This window comes from Pigmentiphaga sp. MLSB6-MA01 (assembly GCF_058793475.1).
Window position 1 is genome coordinate 171,581 of record NZ_JBXAFV010000006.1, and the last position, 19,653, is coordinate 191,233.

The 19,653-nt window shown below is 68.4% G+C and carries 18 protein-coding genes; 13 read left to right on the plus strand and 5 right to left on the minus strand.

Features of this window, described 5'->3' with window-relative positions; translation table 11 throughout:
• Window positions 1–50 precede the first annotated feature (50 nt).
• Together curA and AC1Q6E_RS12405 are read right to left on the minus strand one after the other, a co-directional pair.
• Complete coding sequence (curA, locus tag AC1Q6E_RS12400) at window positions 51–1,082, minus strand: NADPH-dependent curcumin/dihydrocurcumin reductase (RefSeq protein WP_492572832.1); 1,032 nt, start codon at window positions 1,080–1,082, stop codon at window positions 51–53.
• Between the two features lie 164 nt (window positions 1,083–1,246).
• Window positions 1,247–2,329: an exonuclease domain-containing protein gene (locus tag AC1Q6E_RS12405; protein ID WP_492572833.1), complete on the minus strand. Its 1,083-nt coding sequence runs from the start codon at window positions 2,327–2,329 to the stop codon at window positions 1,247–1,249.
• Between the two features lie 127 nt (window positions 2,330–2,456).
• Between AC1Q6E_RS12405 and AC1Q6E_RS12410 the strand changes: the two genes are divergently transcribed.
• The 8 genes from AC1Q6E_RS12410 (at window position 2,457) to AC1Q6E_RS12445 (ending at window position 9,965) form a co-directional block, all read left to right on the plus strand.
• Window positions 2,457–4,688 (plus strand): acyl-CoA dehydrogenase, encoded by a 2,232-nt coding sequence (locus tag AC1Q6E_RS12410; protein WP_152796325.1) that lies wholly within the window; start codon window positions 2,457–2,459, stop codon window positions 4,686–4,688.
• 203 nt (window positions 4,689–4,891) lie between these two features.
• Window positions 4,892–5,419, plus strand: coding sequence for a MarR family winged helix-turn-helix transcriptional regulator (locus AC1Q6E_RS12415; protein WP_152796323.1), 528 nt, complete (start codon window positions 4,892–4,894; stop codon window positions 5,417–5,419).
• 19 nt (window positions 5,420–5,438) lie between these two features.
• Complete coding sequence (gene ectA, locus AC1Q6E_RS12420; protein WP_492572834.1) at window positions 5,439–6,023, plus strand: diaminobutyrate acetyltransferase; 585 nt, start codon at window positions 5,439–5,441, stop codon at window positions 6,021–6,023.
• Between the two features lie 91 nt (window positions 6,024–6,114).
• Window positions 6,115–7,434, plus strand: a complete 1,320-nt coding sequence (gene ectB / locus AC1Q6E_RS12425) for a diaminobutyrate--2-oxoglutarate transaminase (RefSeq protein ID WP_152796319.1) — start codon at window positions 6,115–6,117, stop codon at window positions 7,432–7,434.
• The gene (locus AC1Q6E_RS12430) at window positions 7,431–7,829 is read left to right on the plus strand and encodes an ectoine synthase (RefSeq protein ID WP_152796317.1); all 399 of its coding nucleotides are present in this window, start codon (window positions 7,431–7,433) and stop codon (window positions 7,827–7,829) included. The genes ectB and AC1Q6E_RS12430 overlap by 4 nt, the downstream gene beginning before the upstream one ends.
• 71 nt (window positions 7,830–7,900) lie before the next feature.
• The gene (thpD, locus tag AC1Q6E_RS12435) at window positions 7,901–8,833 is read left to right on the plus strand and encodes an ectoine hydroxylase (RefSeq protein WP_152796314.1); all 933 of its coding nucleotides are present in this window, start codon (window positions 7,901–7,903) and stop codon (window positions 8,831–8,833) included.
• Window positions 8,834–8,968: 135 nt separating this feature from the next.
• The gene (panD, locus tag AC1Q6E_RS12440) at window positions 8,969–9,334 is read left to right on the plus strand and encodes an aspartate 1-decarboxylase (RefSeq protein WP_492572835.1); all 366 of its coding nucleotides are present in this window, start codon (window positions 8,969–8,971) and stop codon (window positions 9,332–9,334) included.
• 16 nt (window positions 9,335–9,350) lie between these two features.
• Complete coding sequence (locus AC1Q6E_RS12445; protein WP_296558777.1) at window positions 9,351–9,965, plus strand: LysE family translocator; 615 nt, start codon at window positions 9,351–9,353, stop codon at window positions 9,963–9,965.
• A gap of 112 nt (window positions 9,966–10,077) precedes the next feature.
• On the opposite strand, the gene prpD is transcribed toward AC1Q6E_RS12445, so the two are convergent.
• Both prpD and AC1Q6E_RS12455 read right to left on the minus strand, forming a co-directional pair.
• Window positions 10,078–11,514 carry a 2-methylcitrate dehydratase gene (prpD, locus tag AC1Q6E_RS12450; protein WP_492572836.1) on the minus strand — a complete coding sequence of 479 codons (1,437 nt, stop codon included), beginning with the start codon at window positions 11,512–11,514 and terminating at the stop codon, window positions 10,078–10,080.
• Window positions 11,515–11,516: 2 nt separating this feature from the next.
• Window positions 11,517–12,494 carry a Bug family tripartite tricarboxylate transporter substrate binding protein gene (locus AC1Q6E_RS12455; RefSeq protein ID WP_152796306.1) on the minus strand — a complete coding sequence of 326 codons (978 nt, stop codon included), beginning with the start codon at window positions 12,492–12,494 and terminating at the stop codon, window positions 11,517–11,519.
• Window positions 12,495–12,615: 121 nt separating this feature from the next.
• Between AC1Q6E_RS12455 and AC1Q6E_RS12460 the strand changes: the two genes are divergently transcribed.
• A complete protein-coding gene (locus AC1Q6E_RS12460) occupies window positions 12,616–13,557 on the plus strand; it encodes a LysR substrate-binding domain-containing protein (protein WP_152796305.1) in 942 nt (313 codons plus the stop codon).
• Here AC1Q6E_RS12460 and AC1Q6E_RS12465 read toward each other — a convergent pair.
• Window positions 13,554–14,600: a Rossmann-fold NAD(P)-binding domain-containing protein gene (locus AC1Q6E_RS12465; protein WP_492572837.1), complete on the minus strand. Its 1,047-nt coding sequence runs from the start codon at window positions 14,598–14,600 to the stop codon at window positions 13,554–13,556. The genes AC1Q6E_RS12460 and AC1Q6E_RS12465 overlap by 4 nt on opposite strands.
• A gap of 32 nt (window positions 14,601–14,632) precedes the next feature.
• On the opposite strand from AC1Q6E_RS12465, the gene AC1Q6E_RS12470 reads away from it, so the two are divergent.
• The 4 genes from AC1Q6E_RS12470 to AC1Q6E_RS12485 all read left to right on the plus strand — a co-directional run bounded on the left by AC1Q6E_RS12470 (window position 14,633) and on the right by AC1Q6E_RS12485 (window position 19,653).
• Complete coding sequence (locus AC1Q6E_RS12470) at window positions 14,633–15,679, plus strand: CDP-6-deoxy-delta-3,4-glucoseen reductase (RefSeq protein ID WP_492572838.1); 1,047 nt, start codon at window positions 14,633–14,635, stop codon at window positions 15,677–15,679.
• Window positions 15,680–15,748: 69 nt separating this feature from the next.
• On the plus strand, window positions 15,749–16,939 hold the full coding sequence (locus tag AC1Q6E_RS12475; protein WP_296558782.1) for an acetylornithine transaminase: 1,191 nt from the start codon (window positions 15,749–15,751) through the stop codon (window positions 16,937–16,939).
• 110 nt (window positions 16,940–17,049) lie between these two features.
• Window positions 17,050–18,261, plus strand: coding sequence for an NAD(P)/FAD-dependent oxidoreductase (locus tag AC1Q6E_RS12480; protein ID WP_152796395.1), 1,212 nt, complete (start codon window positions 17,050–17,052; stop codon window positions 18,259–18,261).
• Between the two features lie 141 nt (window positions 18,262–18,402).
• Complete coding sequence (locus tag AC1Q6E_RS12485) at window positions 18,403–19,653, plus strand: D-amino acid dehydrogenase (protein WP_152796393.1); 1,251 nt, start codon at window positions 18,403–18,405, stop codon at window positions 19,651–19,653.

A 19,653-nucleotide genomic window follows, 5' to 3' on the forward strand; every position in this document is an offset into this window, starting at 1 on the left:
CTGCTTGTAATTGTTCGATGACGCCCTTAGCGTAGCACGCCGCGCGCGGGCTAGTGGGCCACCCGTACCACCAGCTTGCCGAAATTGCGTCCCTGGAGGAGTCCCATGAAGGCGGTGGGGGCGTTTTCGAGCCCTTCGACCACGTCTTCCCGGTATTTGACATGTCCGTCGGCGATCCAGGCCGTCATCTGGCGGGAAAAGTCCCGGTAGAGCGGACCGTACCAGTCGGAAACGATGAAGCCCTGGATACGCAGGCTCTTGGTCAGCGCCAGGCGCATCAGCATGGGCAGGCGGTCGGGGGCTTCCACGCCCGGCACGGCGTTGTATTGCGAGATGAGGCCGCACAGCGGGATGCGGGCATGGCGGTTGAGCAGCGGCAGGACGGCATCGAACACGGCGCCGCCCACGCTTTCGAAATAGACGTCGATGCCATTGGGGCTGGCCGCCGCCAGCCGCTGGGCGAAATTGGCCGCGCGGTGGTCCACGCAGGCGTCGAAGCCCAGTTCGCGGACCGCGTGGTCGCACTTGTCCGGCCCCCCGGCGATGCCGACCACGCGGCAGCCGTGCAGCCTGGCAAGCTGCCCCACCACCGACCCGACCGCGCCGGTCGCGGCGGCGACCGCCACCGTCTCGCCCGCCTTGGGCGTGCCGATCTGCATCAGGCCCACGTAGGCGGTGAACCCGGGCATGCCCAGCACGCCCAGGGACCAGGAGGGATGGGCGAGATCCGCGGGCAGGCGGGTGAGCCCCTTGCCGGACGACAGCGCGTAGTCCTGCCAGCCACTGGCGGCCAGGACCAGGTCGCCGGCGGCGAAGTCCGGATGGCGCGACTCGGCCACGCGGCACACCGTGCCGCCCAGCATGACGTCGCCGACATTCAGCGGCTTGGCATACGAGGCCGCGTCGCTCATCCGGCCCCGCATGTAAGGGTCGAGCGACAGATAGAGCGTGCGCAGCAGTACCTGGCCGTCCGCCGGGGCGGGAACCGCCGCCGTGTCCAGGCGGAAATCTTCGGCCGTCGGCGTTCCGGCGGGGCGCCTGGCCATCACGATGCTGCGGTTCATGGGCGCGGACGGGGGCATCTCGTTCTCCTGGCGGTCGTGGTCGGGTCGATATCGTGACGATCGGCAAAGGCCGACCCGCTGGTGGCCAGGTCAACGATAAGCCGTCCGGCGCATTTATGAAACCTTCGTCCGGCCCCCCGGGGCCCGGGGAAGAGCCGCCGGGGAGGCGGGCCGCGGCGTCCTCAGGCGGTGCGCCTGCGGTCCAGTTTCAGGAGCGGGACCAGGGCCAGCCGGTCGCGCAGGATGCGGTGGACCTCGTGGTCGTACTCGGCGCGACCGCCATCGAGCAGATCGTACAGGGCCTGGTCGTCGGCCGCGCTGCCCAGGAATTGCCAGCCTTCCACGACGTGGATGATGCGGGCCTCGCGTATGCCCACCGGGCCATCGTAGGGCCAGTGCGTGTCGCCGGCCGGCATCGGCGAACGCGCGCGCCGGTTGTGCAGCGGCGAGAGGGCCCGCAGCAGCCGGTTCTCGTGCAGCAGGGCGCCGATCGCGCCACCCGTCTCCTGCCATTCGATGCTCCGCACCTGTTCGGCCAGGCGCCGCGCCTTGGCCGATTTCCAATTGCCGGGCTGGAAGTGGGACAACACCTTGTCCCGCAGCCTGGCTCCGCGGCCGACATACAGCGGTACGCCGTTGACGTCGCGCATGACATAGACGCCGTGGGTGTCGGGCAGCAGGCGAGGCAGCGCCGGATCCAGGTAGTCCGGCCAGGGCACGTGGCCGGCCAGGGCATCGACGAGTTCGCTGATCCGGCCGGCGGGAAACTCGCGGTGGATGTCGCGCCAGAAGTGCCATAGCAACCGCGCGTCGTCGAGCGCGCGGTGGCGGGCGTGCACCTGCAGGCCGTGGCGGGCGATGAGCGCGTCCAGGCTATGGCTGCGGTACTGCGGGTAGAGCTTGCGCGAGAGGCGGACGGTGCACAGGACGTCGGGACGGAAGGGCCGTTCCAGCCGGTCGAACTCCTCGCGCAGGAAACCGTGGTCGAACCGGGCGTTGTGGGCGACGAACAGGTAGCCATCCAGGCGCCGGGCGATCTCGTCGGCCAGGGCCGAGAAGGGCGGCGCGCCGGCCACCATCGCGTCCGTGATGCCGGTCAGCGACTGGATGGCAGGGGGAATGGGGCGGCCGGGATGGACCAGGCTGCTCCATTCACGGATGCCGTCGGCGTCCACCTGGACGATGCCGATTTCGGTGATGCGGTCGCTGCGCGGCGTCGTGCCCGTGGTTTCCAGGTCGACGAAAGCCAGGCGGGGAGGGTGCATGGGAATGGGGGAAGAAGAAGCAGCCTCTATTTAATCAGACCGCTTGCGCGGAAGCCGCGCGCGGCCACCGTCCCGTCTCCCGGCCGGCTTACTATATGAGGCAGATAGTCGACAAGGAGACCCCCTGATGGCCGCATTCTCATGGCGCCGCGAATGGCTGTCCAAGCCGCTGTTCCGCTGGGCCGCGCGGGCGTTGCCGACCATGTCGGACACCGAGCGCGAGGCGATCGAGGCGGGGGACGTGTGGTGGGACGCGGACCTGTTCACCGGCAATCCGGAGTGGCGCCGCCTGCTGGACATGCCGCCGGCCAGGCTCAGCGATGAGGAACGCGCCTTCCTGGACGGGCCGGTGGCCGAGCTGTGCGCCATGGTCGACGACTGGCGGGTCAACTGGGAATTGCACGATCTTCCCCCTGACATCTGGGCGTTCCTGAAGGCGCGCAAGTTCTTCGGCATGATCATCCCGCGCAAGTACGGCGGCCTGGGATTCTCCGCCTACGCGCACTCCGAGGTCGTGCGCAGGATCTCGACCCGGTCGCTGACGGCGGCGGTCACGGTCATGGTGCCCAACTCCCTGGGCCCGGGCGAACTGCTGCTGCATTTCGGCACTGACGCCCAGCGCGAGCACTGGCTGCCGCGGCTGGCGGACGGCCGCGACATCCCGTGTTTCGGGCTGACCAGCCCCGAGGCGGGATCCGACGCGGCGGCCATGGTGGACCACGGCGTGGTCTGCAAGGGGATGTGGCAGGGGCGTGAGGTGCTGGGCATGCGGCTGACCTGGCACAAACGCTACATCACCCTGGGGCCGGTCGCGACCGTGCTCGGGCTGGCCTTCAAGCTGCGCGATCCCGACCGGCTGCTGGGAGACCGGGAGGACCTTGGCATCACCGTCGCGCTGGTGCCGACCGACACGCCGGGCGTGGAGATCGGCCGGCGGCACTTGCCGGCGATGCAGGTGTTCCAGAACGGCCCGAACCAGGGCAAGGACGTGTTCATCCCCATGGAAGCCGTCATCGGCGGCGCCGAGCGGGTGGGGCAGGGCTGGCAGATGCTGATGACGGCGCTGGCGGCGGGCCGGGGCATTTCCCTGCCGTCGCTGGCGGCGGCCTCGTGCGTGTTCTCGGCGCATACCAGTGGCGCCTATGCGCGCGTGCGCCAGCAGTTCGGCATTCCGATCGGCAAGTTCGAGGGCGTGCAGGAAAAACTCGGCCGCATGGCGGCGCTGGCCTACCAGGTGGATGCCGCGCGCCGCCTGACCTGCGCCGCGCTGGACGCGGGCCACAAGCCCGCCGTGATCTCGGCGATCATGAAATACCATGCCACCGAGCGCATGCGCATCGCGGTGAACGACGCGATGGACATCCACGCCGGCAAGGCGGTGATCGACGGCCCGCGCAATTACCTGTCCAACGTCTACCGCGCCATTCCCATCGGCATCACGGTCGAGGGCGCCAACATCCTGACCCGGTGCCTGATCGTCTTCGGCCAGGGGGCCATCCGGGCGCATCCGTTCCTGATGCGGGAAATGGCGGCGCTGGCCGACAGCGATCCGGCCAGGGGCCTGGAGGAATTCGACCGCACGTTCTGGCGCCATGCCGGCCACGCCGCGGGCAACGCGCTGCGCGCCTTGGGCCGGGCCTGGACCGGCGGCCGGTTCGCGCCGGCGCCCCGTTCGGCCGGCCCGGTGGCGCCGTACTACCGCGCGCTGGGCCGCTATGCCTCGGCGTTCGCGCTGGTCGCCGACGTCACGCTGGCGACGCTGGGCGGGGCGCTCAAGCGCAAGGAACTGCTATCGGCGCGGCTGGGCGACATCCTGGCCGAGCTGTACCTGCTGTCCGCCGTCCTCAAGCGCTGGCACGACGAAGGGCGGCAGGCCGAAGACCTGCCGCTGGTGCAGTGGTGCATGGAAAGCGGCCTTGCCTCCATCGAGGCCAGCCTGGACGCGGTGCTGGCCAATCTGCCCGCCAGGGCGGCAGCGGGATTGCTGCGGGTGGTCTGCCTGCCCCGGGGCGTGCGCCGGCGCGGCCCGGCCGACGCGGTGACCCTGGCCTGCGCCGAGCGTCTGCTCGAACCGTCGCCCGCCCGCGACCGCCTGTTGCCGGGCCTCGCCCGGCCGCGTCCAGGCGAGGCGCTGGATCGGCTGGCGCAAGCCTTCGAGCTCGCGGCGCGCGCCGCTCCGGTGCTGGACGGCCTGCGCCATGCCGGCATCCGCGACTGGCGCGAGGGCGTGCGCGCCGGGAAGGTGGATGCGGCGCAGGCTTTGATGTTCGAAGACCTGGAACGCGCCGTGGCCGACGTCGTCGAGGTGGACAGTTTCGACCCCTCGGAACTGGCCGGAAAGCGCGTGGCGCAAGGCTAAACGCCGGTTTTTCACGTTTCAGCGGAATGTCAGCGGAATCGAAGCGGATAAGGGTAATTTCGGAGCCGTTGACATCCGAATCCGGGATTTGCAGGGTTGACTCCTCGCAGTCTTTCTGACTAGAATGATTTGAGTTGAAATCATTGCGCTACATTGGGTTTGTGGGCAGTGATTTTTTTTCACCACGCACTTTGCTCCTGGACATGGACCACATCGGCTCGACCGCGGATACGGGCGTCAACTACAACCTGCGCATCCTGCGGGCCTTGCGCCGCATCACGCGCAATATCGCGCTGCACTCCAAGCAATTGGCTGCCTGCAGCCACATCACCGCGCCGCAACTGGTCTGTCTCCTGGCCGTGATCGAGTCGGGGCCGCTGACGGCCACCGCCATCAGCCGTGAAATCTCGGTCAGTCCGAGCACGGTCGTCGGCATACTCGACCGGCTGGAGGAAAAGGGCTGGGTCAAGCGAGAGCGCAGCAGGGAAGACCGCCGCACGGTCCTGGTATCGGCCACCGATGCCGGCCGCGAGGTGGCCAGCCAGGCGCCTTCGCCGCTGCAGAAAACGCTGGCCGATGCCCTGGGCGCGCTGCCGGAACTGGAGCAGGCGACGATCACGCTCTCGCTCGAGCGCATCGTCAGCCTGATGGAAAGCCCGGGTTCGGACACCTCGCCCATCCTGGATATCAATGCATCGGATACGTCTCCGGAGTCCGGCCTCGCGGTTTGATTCCGGCGCCATAGAACCAGTGCGTCGCCGCCAGGCGCCGGCGTGCGCAACCAAGGAGGGCCGGGGTCTGAAAGCGATCGACGACACGCTCATCCAACCTGCGGTATTCAATCCGGCCCTGGAGAATTTCGATCTCCGGCCGCCTGAAATCGAAGATGCCGCGGACATCCAGCGACTCATACAAGAATCGCCGCCGCTGGATGTCAATTCCACCTACGCCTACCTTCTTCTGTGCCGGCACTTTCGCGATACCTGCGTAGTGGCCACCCGGCAAGGGCAATTGGCAGGATTTGTTTCTGCCTATATCCCGCCCAAGCAATCCCACGTGTTGTTCGTCTGGCAGGTTGCGGTCCATCCCATGGCGCGCGGCCATCGCCTGGGCCAGCGCATGCTCGAGCACCTGCTGGCCAGGTCGCTGCCACAGTCCATACACCGCATCGAAACCACCGTGTCCCCATCCAACCAGCCGTCGCGGCGCATGTTCGCGGCGCTGGCGCAGGATCGCGGCGCCGAGTGCGTGGAGCAGCCCATGTTTCCGCCCGAACTGTTCGGCCAGGCCGAGCACGAGGACGAGCGGCTGCTGCGCATAGGCCCGTTCAAGTAAAGGCCGGGTGCCCCTCGTATCCGTCCCGGTTCGCCCCGGGTCCGCCTATACGTCTTTCACGCTTCTAGAAGCAAAACAGGAGGGAAAAACCATGGATCTCAAGATCTTCGACCGCCTCGAATCGGAAGTCCGCGGCTACATACGCTCGTTTCCGGTCGTTTTCAGCAAGGCCAAGGGCTCGTTGCTGTTCGACGAAGAGGGCAGGCAGTACATCGACCTGTTTGCCGGTGCCGGCACGTTGAACTATGGCCACAACAACCCGGCGCTGAAACAGCCCCTGCTGGACTACGTCCAGTCGGACGGCGTGGTGCACGGGCTGGACATGGCCACGTCGGCCAAGAAGGACTTCCTGGAGGCTTTCGAGCGGCTGATCCTGAAGCCGCGCGGCATGAAGTACACGCTGCAGTTCACCGGACCGACCGGCACCAATGCCGTGGAAGCCGCGCTCAAGCTGGCCCGCCGCGTCAAGCAGCGCCCGAACATCGTTTCCTTCACCCACGGTTTCCACGGCGTGAGCGCGGGTTCGCTGTCGGCCACCGCCAACGCCAAGTACCGCGATGCCGCCGGCGTGAGCCTGGGCAACACCACCTTCATTCCGTATGACGGCTATTTCGGTCCCGACGTGGACACCATGGCGTACTTCGAGCGCATGCTGGAGGATCGCAGCAGCGGCATGGATACCCCGGCCGCGGTGATCGTGGAGACGGTCCAGGGCGAAGGCGGGGTGAACGTGGCGACGCTGCGCTGGCTGCAGGAGCTGCAACGCCTGTGCCGCCGCCACGACATGCTGCTCATCGTCGACGACATCCAGGTCGGCTGCGGCCGCACGGGGACTTTCTTCAGTTTCGAGTCGGCCGGCATCCAGCCGGACCTCATCACGCTGTCCAAGTCCCTGAGCGGTTTCGGCCTGCCCATGGCCATGGTGCTGATCAGGCCCGAACTGGATATCTGGAAACCCGGCGAGCACAACGGCACCTTCCGCGGCAACAACCTGGCTTTCGTGACCGCGCGGCAGGCGCTGGAGCACTACTGGAGCGACGATGCCTTCACCCGCGAGATCCAGGCCAAGGAAATGCTGGTGCGGGACTGGCTCGAGAACATGGTCCACAGCCACCCGGAGGCGGATCTGTCGGTGCGCGGCCGAGGCCTGATCCAGGGCCTGGTCAGCGGCGTGCCCGGACTGGCCAACAAGGTCGCGGCCCAGGCGTTCAAGGGCGGCGTGGTCATCGAGACCTCGGGCGCCAATGACGAAGTGCTCAAGCTCCTGCCCGCGCTGACGATCGAGGAAGGCGAGCTCCGGCAGGCGCTGGAGGTGCTGGACCGCGCGGTGGCCGAGGTCGTGGCCGCCGAGCAACTGGCCCAGAAGCAATCGAATGCCCGTGTATTGAAATTCGGAGGAAAGGGACGATGATCGTACGCGACATCAAGGACATCGCAGGCACCGAGAACGAAGTCTCCACGCCGACCTGGACCAGCCGCCGCGTGCTGCTGAAGAAGGACGGCATGGGATTCTCGTTCCACGAGACCACCATCCATCCCGGCACCGAGACCCACATCTGGTACAAGAATCACGTGGAAGCCGTCTGGTGCATCGAGGGCGACGGCGAGATCGAGACCGTCGCCGACGGCAAGGTCTACAAGCTCGGCCCGGGCGTGGTCTACGCCCTCAACGACAACGACGAGCACTATCTGCGCGGCGGCAAGGAGCCGCTGCGCGTCATCTGCGTCTTCAATCCGCCGTTGACCGGCCAGGAAGTGCATGACGCCGAAGGCGTCTATCCCCTGGACGAAGCGAAGGTCGCCTGACGGCCGGCCGCGGCAAGGGGCCGCGCCCGCCGGCGGGCGGGGCGGCCTCCCATGAGAACAGGAGGACAACCATGATTACTCCCGCACGCGATATCTATTCCTCGCGCGCCGACCGCGCCGCCGGCATCGTGCAGCGGCGCGATCCCGTGGTGTACGGCAGCGCCAAGGTGGAACCGGGCTCGGGCCTGGACGCCGAGCAACTGAGCGGCTACGAGCGCAACGGCTACATCCTGCTGAAGAATTTCTTCTCCTCGCAGGAGACGCAGGCCCTGAAGCGCGAGGTCGAGCGGCTGGTGCGCGATCCCGCCATCCGCCGCCGAGAGGAAGCCATCACCGAGAAGGGCACCGACGCCGTCCGGTCGGTGTTCATGGTGCACAAGCTGAGCAAGCTGCTCGGCCGGATGTCGCAGGACATGCGGCTGGCCGGCATCGCCAGGCAGATCCTGGGTTCCGATGTCTATATCCATCAGTCGCGCGCCAACATGAAGCCGGGTTTCAAGGGCAAGGAGTTCTACTGGCACTCGGACTTCGAGACCTGGCACGTGGAAGACGGCATGCCCGCCATGCGGGCGCTGAGCTGCTCGGTGCTGCTGACCGACAACGACGCCAGCAACGGGCCGTTGATGGTGGTGCCCGGCTCGCACCGGCAATTCGTCTCGTGCGTGGGCGAGACCCCGCAGGACCATTACAAGCAGTCGTTGAAGAAGCAGGAATACGGTGTGCCCGATCCTGTCAGCCTGCAACTGTTGGTGGACCAGGGCGGCATCGACGTGCTGACGGCGCCCGCCGGCTCGGTCGTATTTTTCGATTGCAACACCATGCACGGATCGAACAGCAACATCTCGCCCTATCCGCGATCCAATGTGTTCATGGTGTATAACAGCGTGGAAAATACCCTGAACCCCCCCAGGTACGGCCTGAATCCGCGGCCGGAATTCATCGCCACGCGCGAAAGCTTCGCGCCCATCCAGGCGGTGGAGCCCGGCTACCTGCGGTCGGTCTGACGCCACGCAGTCGGTCCGACCCGCAAGGGCGCCTCCGGGCGCCCTTGCGGCAGGAGGCGGCACCGGACCGGTCCGGCCGGGATCGGGTATAAACGCACCTGGCCGTTTGCGGCCGCTTCCTAGGACACCCGAGTTATGCAACGCATCATGCTTCGCGCCAAGATTCACCGTGTCGCGGTGACTCAGGCCGATCTGAACTATGAAGGCTCGTGCGGAATCGACGAAGATTTCCTCGATGCCGCCGGCATGAAAGAGTACGAGCGCATCGAGCTCTACAACATCAACAACGGCGAGCGCTTCTCCACCTACATCATCAAGGGCAAGCGCGGCAGCGGCGAGATCTCGCTCAACGGCGCGGCCGCCCGCCGCGCCCACGTGGGCGACCTGATGATCATCTGCACCTACGGCCCCATGACGGACGAGGACGCGGCCGGACACAAGCCCATCGTGGTCCTGGTCGACGAGAACAACCGCATCAAAGAAGTGATCCGGAAGTCCTGAGCCTGCCGGTGCGCCGATGCAGGCCGATCTGCTGCTCTTCCTTTCCCTGTCGGTGGGCGTGACCATCGCGCCCGGCCCGGACAACCTCCAGGTACTCGCCCGTTCCCTCAGCCAGGGCCGCGCCGCCGGCATCGCCGCCGCCCTGGGGTTCGCTTTCGGCTGCCTGTTCCACACCACCCTGGCCGTGCTGGGCGTGGCGGCGCTGCTCCGGGCCTCGCCCATGGCGTTCGACGCGATCCGCCTGGCTGGCGCCGCCTACCTGATGTGGCTGGCGGTCCAGGTGCTGCGCAGCCGGGGCGGCTTCTCGCCCACGGGCGGCCCGCCGCCGCTCGGGTTCGCGCGCATCTTCGGCCAGAGCGTGCTGGCCAACATGCTGAATCCCAAGGTCACGCTGTTCTTCGTGGTCTTCCTGCCCCAGTTCGTCAACCCCTGGATCGGCCATCCCGATTGGCAGATGTTGTGGCTGGGGGTGATCTTCATGGCCCAGGCGGCGGTGGTGTTCTGCCTGATCGCCTGGTTCGCCGGCCTGCTGGGGCAGTTGCTCAGGCGCCGGCCGCAGGTGGGCGTGTGGCTGGACAGGCTGGCCGGCCTCATTTTCCTGTTCCTGGCCGTGCGCATCGTGTGGGAGTAGGCCCATGGTTTTTCCCGTCCCTCGCGCCGGGGCCCAACCAGACCAGGTGTTCGCCGGCGCTGCCAACGACCTGTTCCGGGACCGCGCGCCCTTCGCGTTCCTGGGGCTTTGATCAGAGGCGCGCAAGCGACGACAGGAATTCGTCGACAGGCCAGTTCGCGGCGCCAGCGGTGTCGCCCAGCCGCGCCCAGAGTTCCCGGCGGCGTCCAGGGGGCCACCGGCGGGCGGCGAGCGTGTGAAACTTGCCGGCCAGCAGCGGCAGGGCCTCGTCGCGCCGCGAGGGATCGCCGGCCGGAAAGCGCGTCTCGATCCAGGGCGACGCGGTGCCGTCGTCGAGGGTCACGCGCACGGCATTGGCGCAGCTGCGCACGGCCGGGTCGTGGTGGCCCCGCGAATAGTCCGGATCCTCGGCCACGTGGGTGAGCGCGCGCAGGCGGTCGATGCGCGGGTCGGCGGCGACGGCGTCGCCGTAGTCGTCGTGTCCGAGGCGGCCGTTGAGCAGCGCCATGGCCACGACATATTGCATGGAGTGATCGCGCGCGGCGCGGTTGGGCAACGCGCCGGCCTTGTCGATGCGCCGCATGGCCTCGTCCTGCGTGCGAACGTCGATACGCGCGATGCGGTCCTGCCGCCCGTCCAGCCAGGCGTGTAGCGTGATCGCGCTTTCCACCGCGGTGGTGGCGTTGCGCTGGCAAGGATGCAGTTTGAAAATCACGTGGTCGAGCACGAAGGAGCCCAGTCCGAGCGCCAGGCGCACCGGACGTCCCCGCAGGTGCACGGCCTCGAAACCCCAGGTGGGGGCGGACAGCGGCTGCGGATAGCCCATGTCGCCGCGCAGGGCGAGGCCCGCCAGCCAGAGTGCGCGGGCGCAGGCATCGCCGCCGGCCCAGCCTTTGCGCGAGCCGGCGTTCGGCGTGTGGCGGTAGGCGTTGAGCGCCTGGCCGTCGAGCCAGGCATTCGACAGCGCGCGCCGGATGGCGTCGCGGTCTCCTCCCAGCAGCAGGGTCGCGACGGCGGTGGCGGCGATCTTCACGCCGATGACATGGTCCAGTCCCGTGGAGGGGTGGTCGAAACGGTTGGCCTGCGCCAGCCGGCCCTGGATCTCGTAGGCCTTGACCATCGCGTCGAATACATCGCCCAGGGCCGGGGCGGGCAGGCCGGCCGCGCGCCGCCGCGCGGCCGCATGGGCCGCCGCCGCGAGGATGGCGCCGAGGTTGTCCGATGGGTGTCCGCCGACGAAGGTGGTGTCGCTGAAATCCAGCCAGCGCACCAGGGTGCCGATGTCGAAGGCCGCCTTCACCGGGTCGAGCCACTGGCCGGTGCCGGGCACGCCCACGTCGCCCGGGGGGGAGCCCGCGAACAGCGGTCCGATCAGGCGCGCGCAGTCCGGATCGTCGAGCGCGGCGAGGGCGCAGCCCACCGCGTCGGCCAGGCACAGCGCGGCGGTCCGCAGGGTGTCCGGCCGCCAGCTGGGACGGGAGGCGGTGAAGTCGGCGATGACGTCGAGGACGGCATCCCCGGAGGCCTCGGAGGCGGCGCTGGCTTCCATGCTCATTGGATCCGTGCGTTGGCGGTCTTGACGATCTTTTCCCATTTGAGGCTTTCGGACCGGATATAGGCGGCGAACTCCTCGCGCGTCATCGGCGATGGATCCGCGCCCTGGGCCAGCATCCGCTGCCGCACGTCGGGCGACTCCAGCACGGCCCGCAACTCGGCGTTCAGCTTGTCGAGGATGGCGGCGGGCGTGGCGGCCGGCGCCATCAATCCGTTCCAGTTCAGCGCTTCGTAGTCCGGCAGGTTCGCGCTGGCGATGGGCGGCACGCCGGGCAGCGTATCCGTGCGCCCCTTGCTGGTCACCCCTATGGCCTTGAGCGTACCGTTCTTCAGGTAGGGGATGGCGGCCGGTACGCTGCTGAAGTACATGTCGACCTGGCCGCCGACCACCGCCATCAGCGCCGGGCCACCGCCTTTGTAGGGAACATGCAGCCATTTCGTGCCCAGCCTGGTGTTGAGCCATTCGGCGGCCAGGTGCGTCGAACTGCCGTTGCCGGCCGAGCCGTAGCTGAGCGTCTGCAGCGAGGTCCCGGCCTTGGCGACGAAGTCCTGCAACGTCGACACCGGGAACGATGCCTTGACCACCAGCACGTTGGGGAACACCGTTGCCAGGCCGATAGGCGCGAGGTCCCTGGCGGGGTCGTAGGACATCTTCGAATACAGGTGCGGGTTGATGGCCACCGGTGCCACGTTGGCCCAGACCAGCGTGTAGCCGTCGCCCTTGGCCTCGGCCACGAAGGCCGTGCCGATGTTGCCGCCCGCGCCGCCCTTGTTCTCGACCACCACGCTCTGGCCCAGTTTCTCGCCCAGGGCCTGCGCGACGATGCGGGCCGTCAGGTCGGTGCTTCCACCGGGTTCGAACGGCACGATCAGCCGTATCGCGCGAGTGGGGTAGGGGTCGGCGGCCTGGGCGGCCGGCAGTAGGTTCAGCAGGCCGAGCGCCATGAGGGCTCGGCCGACAGGGTGCGCCAGCATTGTCGTCTCCGTTGATGGAAAGTGAGTTTTTTTCTAATATTCCGGGACGAATTCTAGGAACCGATCACCTTGGTAGTCCATGGAATTGATGTCGGTCATCATGTGAAAAAAAGGAACATGAATGCGACGCCTCCCGCCATTGAACAGCCTGAAATCGTTCGAGGCCGTGGCACGTCTGGGTAGCGTGGTCCGCGCCGCCGAGGAACTGTGCGTGTCGCACGGCGCGGTCAGCAAGCAGGTGCTGAATCTCGAGCGGTGGCTGGGAGCCGAGTTGTTCGACCGGCGCGGGCGCCGGCTCGAGCCCACGGCGGCCGGGAAGGTGCTGGCGGACGACCTGCGCGACGCGTTCGATCGCATGGCGGGCGCGGTGGAGCGCGCCCGCCCCGAGGCCGGCCGCAAGCTGGTGATCAGCGCGCCGCCCACCCTGACCCTGCATTGGCTCGTGCCCAGGCTGACCGGGTTCCTGCGCCAGTATCCCGACATCCAGATCCAGCTCAACAATCGGCGCGATCGCGCGCACGCGCTGCCGGGCGGCGTCGATGCCGCGATCCGGCGCGGCCGCAGCGGCGAGCCGCAGCTGATCGAGACCGCTTTCATGAAGGAGGCGGTGACCCCGCTGCGGGCCGGGCCGGCCAGACGCCGGCCGGCCTCGATCAATGCATTGGCGCGGGAGACCTGGCTGACCGCCGACATGCGGCCGGACGACTGGCAGCGGTGGCTGGCCGCGGCCGGGGCGCCGCATTTGCAGCCGCAGGCAAGCCTGGGCTTCGACCACACCTATCTGGCGGTCGAGGCCGCGCTCGATGGACTCGGGGTGGTGATGGGCCCCCGCTACCTGATGCAGGAGGAATTGGAGGCGGGGCGGCTGGTGGCGCTGTTTCCCGAAGTCCTGGCGCCGGCCGACGATTATTTCTTCGTGCACGACAAGCAGCGGTCGGCCGATCCGGCCATCGCGACGCTGCGCGCCTGGCTGCAGGCCGAGGGGCAGGCGCACGAGGCGCGCATCCGGGCCCCCAGCGGGAACGTTTCGTCATGCGGACGTATCTCCGGGACCGCGCACTAGCTCTCGGGGGGATACCACTCGCCCAGGGCGTGCCGGACGGACGGATGGCGCAGCCGCACGCGCAGTTCGGCCGCCAGGCGGCGATTCTCCAGGCGCCGCGATTCCTGCATGAAGGACCACATCGCCGGGCTGACCGCGGCGCGGACCTGGGCCGCCGGCAGGCTGGGCGGGCGGGGGAGGCCGGCGGCGTCGGCGACGGCGTCGAAGTAGTCGCCCATCTTCAGGTCCTGGCCGTCGGCGGCATGGACGATGCGCTGCGGCCGGCCGCGGTACAGGGCGGCCTCCAGGGCACGGGCGAGATCGCCGATCTCGATGTGATTGGTGTAGACGTCCTCGCCGGGGGCGAGGCGCGGCAGGCCGGCGCGCAGCCGTTCCAGCGGCAGCCGGTCGCGGCCGTAGATGCCCGGGATGCGCAGCACGACGGCGCGCCAGGGGGGCAGGCGCAGCCGCGCCTGGCGGGCGCGGGCCGGGCCCGCCGACCGCCAGGCGGCTTCGGCCTGGACCCGGCGCCGGCCCCGGGCCGAGGCGGGGCGCGCGAGTGTCGTCTCGGACAGCCTGCGGCCGCGCGCGTCGCCATAGACACCGGTCGTGCTGGCGTAGACCACCGTGATCGCCCCGGCCCCCCGGGCCAGGGCGCCGAGGCGTGGTTTGGCTACAATGGCGGCTTGCCGGATTCGCAGCCGGCCAAGGCCCATCGCAGCCGGCCGGACGCGCGCTTTCGAGGCCGGACGCCGCAGGACGGCCGCCAACCGGCGGGAGCGCGGATCGCCTTCGCCTTGCCCGGGCGGAGGCGCCAGCATCAGGACGTGGGCGGCCAGGCCGCGCAGGCGGGCCAGTTGCCGCGGGCAGTCCAGGTTGCCCAGCAGCGGAATGGCGCCCGCGGCGCGCAGCTCGGGCAGCCGCCTCGGGCTGGACGTCAGCGCGAAGACCCGCTTGCGGCCCGCCAGCCGCTCCAGGACGTGCATGCCCGTGTCGCCGCAGCCGATGATCAGGAGGCGCGGACGACCCAGGCGCGCGGCGTGCGCGGGCTGCGGAATATTCATCGTATTTCCATCGTTTTCATAGGATCCAGGTGATGAGTCATCAGGTCACCGTTCTGCCCAGCGGTCATCGGTTCACGGTCGAACATGGCCAGACCGTGCTCGATGCGGCGCTGCAGGCAGGCGTAATGTTGCCCTATAGCTGCAAGAATGGGGCATGTTCGTCGTGCAAGGGCAAGCTGGTCGCGGGCGAGGTCGAGCTCGGGCCCCACCAGGCCCAGACGCTGACACCGGAGGAAGCCGGGCTGGGACTCACCCTGTTCTGCGTGGCGCGTCCGCTCTCGGACCTCACCATCGAGGCGCGCGAGGTCCAGGGCATCGCCGACATCCCCATCCGCAAAATGCCCTGCCGCGTCCAGGGCCTGGCCGAGGTGGCGCCCGACGTGCGCATCGTCCGCCTGCAATTGCCGGCCACCGAGCAACTGCGCTTCAACGCCGGACAGTACGTCGAGATCATCATGAAGGACGGCCGGCGCCGTTCGTATTCCATGGCGAACGCGCCACACGAGGAGGGCGGGCTGGTGCTGCACATCCGCCACCTGCCCGGCGGCGCGTTCACCGACCATGTGTTCGGCGCGGGCACGAGCCAGTTGAAGGAGCGCGACATCCTGCGCTTCGAGGGGCCGTTCGGTTCGTTCTTCCTGCGCGAGGACAGCCACAAGCCCATCGTCATGCTGGCCAGCGGCACCGGCTTCGCGCCCATCAAGGCCATGGTCGAACACATGATCCACCGGGACATGCGCCGCCCGGTCCACCTGTATTGGGGAGGCCGGCGCCCGCGCGACCTGTACATGGACGAGGTCGCCCGGGAGTGGACCCGGGTCCGCCCGGACTTCCGCTACGTGCCCGTGGTGTCGGACGCGCTGCCCGAGGACGCCTGGACCGGCCGCACGGGCTTCGTGCACCAGGCCGTCATGGACGATCTGCCTGATCTTGCCGGCCACCAGGTGTATGCCTGCGGGGCTCCCATCGTGGTGGAATCGGCACATAGGGATTTTGTACAACAGTGCGGACTGCCCGATGACGAGTTTTATGCGGACTCTTTCACGTCCGAGGCAGACATCGCCCGCAACACGGTGTAATGTTTATCGACCCGCCGTGTCGGCGGGTTTTCCATTTTCCGCCCCCCGGGCACGCAAGGAGTTTGAGTCATGGAATTCGGCCAGTTCAACGTCAACGCCCTCATGGAGATCACGCAGCGCCCGGACCTCGTGTTCGTCCGAGGGCAGGGGTCGTGGCTGGAGGACCATGCAGGCAAGCGCTATCTCGACTTCATCCAGGGCTGGGCGGTCAACTGCCTGGGGCACTGCCCGCCGGAAATCGTCAAGGCGGTGGAGGCCCAGTCGCGCCTGTTGCTGAACCCGTCGCCGGCTTTCTACAACCTGCCGTCCATCGAACTGGCCACGCGCCTGACGCAGGCTTCCTGCTTCGACCGTGTGTTCTTCGCCAACAGCGGCGCCGAGGCCAACGAAGGCGCGATCAAGCTGGCGCGCAAGTGGGGCCAGGTGCACAAGCAGGGCGCCTTCAAGATCATCACCTTCAACCACAGCTTCCACGGCCGCACGCTGGCGACCATGTCGGCCTCGGGCAAGCCGGGCTGGAGCACGATCTTCGCGCCCCAGGTCGACGGTTTTCCGAAGGCTGAGTTGAACGACCTGGCTTCGGTCGAGGCCCTGATCGACGACCAGACCGTCGCCATCATGCTGGAGCCGGTGCAGGGCGAGGGCGGCGTCATCCCCGCCTCCGCCGAGTTCATGCAGAACCTGCGCAAGCTGGCCGATGCGCGCAAGCTGCTGCTGATCGTGGACGAAGTGCAGACCGGCATGGGCCGCACCGGCACGATGTTCGCCTACGAACAGTCGGGCGTGCGCCCCGACATCATGACGCTGGGCAAGGGCATCGGCGGCGGCGCGCCGCTGGCGGCGATGCTGGCGCGCGAAGAAGTCTGCGTGTTCAAGCATGGCGACCAGGGCGGCACCTACAACGGCAACCCGCTCATGACGGCCATCGGCGTGGCGGTGTTCGACGCGCTGGCGGCCCCGGGCTTCATGGAGGGCGTCCGCGAGCGCGCCCGGCACCTGTCGCAGGGGCTGACGAAGCTGGCCGCCAGGTGGGGCATGCCCGGCGAGCGCGGCAATGGTCTCTTGCGCGCGTTGGTCATGGACCGCGAGGATGGTCCCGCCATCGTCGAACGCGCCCGCACGCAGGCGCCCGACGGCCTGCTGCTGAACGCGCCGCGCGGCAACCTGCTGCGCTTCATGCCCGCGCTGAACGTGACCACGGACGAGATCGACCAGATGCTCGAACAGTTGGACGGCATCATCACCGCCGTGCGCAAGTAGCCGGGGTGCCCGGGCAACCGGGCACCCGCTTCCGGCTCCGCCATGGAAACCCAGCGAGCGCAGGGAGTCGTCCCGCCCCGCGACCCGCGCCGACGCAAGATATCCACCCCATGACCCGACTCGTTATCGTGGGCGGCGGACACGCCGCCGCGCAATTGGCCGCCTCGCTGGCGGAAAAGCAATTCCCCGGGAGCATCGTCCTCGTCAGCGACGAATCCGAGATTCCCTATCACCGGCCGCCGCTCTCCAAGACCTTGATCAAGGATCCGGAGGCGCCGCTGCCCGAACTGCGTGGCGCGGCCTTCTATGAACAGGCCGCCATCGAACTGCGGCTGGGCACGCGCGCGCAGGCCATCGACCGTGCCGGCAAGCAACTGAGGCTGTCGTCGGCGGCCGGGCAGGAAGACCTGGCCTACGACCATCTCGTGCTGGCCACGGGGGCACGTGTGCGCGAACTGCCGCAGGCACCCCTGGGGACGCCCGGCGTGCACTATCTGCGTACCTATGCCCAGGCCCGGGCGCTGCGCGACGCGCTGCCCGCCGCCCGGCGCGTGGTGGTGCTGGGCGGCGGCTTCATCGGGCTGGAGATCGCGGCCACCGCGCGCCACCTGGGCAAGGACGTGACCGTGTTCGAGTCCATGCCGCGCCTGCTGGCCCGTTCCGTGTCGCCCGAGATCTCGTCGTTCCTGCTGGAGGCGCATCGCCGCGCGGGCGTGGACATACGCCTGGACAGCACGGTCGATGGACTGGACATGGCGCAGGGAAGAGCGGTGGGGGTGCTTGCCGGCGGTAGCGTCGTTCCAGCGGATATCGTCATCGCCGGCATCGGCGCGACGCCCGAGGTGGACCTGGCGCGCGAAGCCGGCCTGTCCTGCGACAACGGCATCGTCGTCGATGCGACCCTGGCCACCTCGGACCCGGCGATTTCCGCCATCGGCGACTGCACGTCCTTTCCCCATCCGTCCTGGCCGCGGCCGCTGCGGCTGGAGTCGGTGCAGAACGCCAACGACCAGGCCCGCACCCTGGCCGCCCGGCTGTGCGGCGACCCCCAACCCTATACGGCCGTGCCGTGGTTCTGGTCGGACCAGGGCGAGGCGCGCCTCCAGATCACCGGCCTGTGGCGCCCGGGCTACGAGAGCATCGTGCGGCCGGCGGCGCGCGGCAACGGATTCTCGGTGCTGCATTTCGAGGGCGACGCGCTGCGGGCGATCGAGTCGGTCAACTCGCCGGTGGACCAGATGACGGCCCGCAAGCTGATGCAGGCCGGACTGTCGCCCGCCAAGGCGGTGGCGGCGGATCCCGCGGTGCCGCTGAAGGCCTGACGCCAGGCCCTGGCCGGGCTCCTCCGGCCGGGGGGCGGAGCGTTTGCATGTCCCGGGCCCCGGGGCGATACACTTACGCTTTCCGCCGCCTGCCGGGGCGGCGCCGCGGCGGGTACGGCCCGCCAGGCCCGAGGAGCAAGAATGAGAGTTGTCGTATTAGGTAGCGGTATCATCGGCACGTCCAGCGCATGGTGGCTGCGCCAGTCCGGCCACGACGTCACGGTGATAGACCGCCAGCCTGGTCCGGCGCAGGAAACCAGTTTCGCCAACGGCTGCCAGATCTCGGTCTCGTACGCCGAACCCTGGGCCAACCCACAGGCCCCGCTCAAGCTGGCGCGCTGGCTGTTGCAGGGCGACGCGCCGCTGCTGTTCCGGCTGCATGCCGACTGGCACCAGTGGCTGTGGTGCATGGCCTTCCTGCGCGAATGCCTGCCCGGCCGGCTGCCGCGCAACGTCCGGGCCCTGGTCAACATGGCGGCCTACAGCCGCCAGACACTGCAGGCCATGCGGGCCGAACTGGGCATCCCCTACGATCATCTCGAGAAAGGGATCATCAATTTCTACCGGGATCCGGCCGAGTTCGATGCCTCGCAGAAGGCGGCCGACCTGATGCGCGAATACGGTGTCGACCGGCGCATCCTCAGCACCGAGGAACTGGTCGCGCTGGAACCGGCGCTGGCGCCGCAAAGCCATCGCATCGTCGGGGCGGACTACACCGCGGCCGACGAAAGCGGCGACGTCCATCTCTTCACCACGGCGTTGGCCGAGAAGGCCGCCGCGGCGGGCGTGGAGTTCCGCTTTTCCACCCAGGCCACGCGCCTGCTGGACGAGGGCGGATGGGTCAAGGCGGTGGAGACCATCGATGCCCACGGACGCTACGCCAAGGTCCAGGGCGATGTATTCGTGGCGGCGCTGGGCAGTTTCACGCCCGATCTGGTGCGCCCGCTGGGCGTTCCCTGCATGGTCTATCCGGCCAAAGGTTATTCGGCGACATACCCCGTTACGGATTCCACCCAGGCCCCCACGGTCAGCCTGACGGACAGTGCGCATAAAGTGGTATTTTCGCGGCTGGGAGACCGGCTGAGAGTCGCGGGAACCGCGGAACTCAGCGGCTATTCCCGTGCTCTGAACACCGTGCGCTGCGAAGCGCTCACGGCGTTGACGCGGGAGCTCTTTCCGGGCGCGCTGGATTTCGACAAGGTGTCGTACTGGTCTGGCCTGCGTCCCGCGACCCCCTCGAACGTGCCCCTGATCGGACGCACGCGCCTGCCCAACCTGTACCTGAACACGGGGCATGGCACCTTGGGGTGGACCATGGGTTGCGGATCTGGAAAAGCCTTGGCCGACCTGATCAGCGGCCGCCGGCCGCAGGTGGATTTTCCCTTTTTGTGA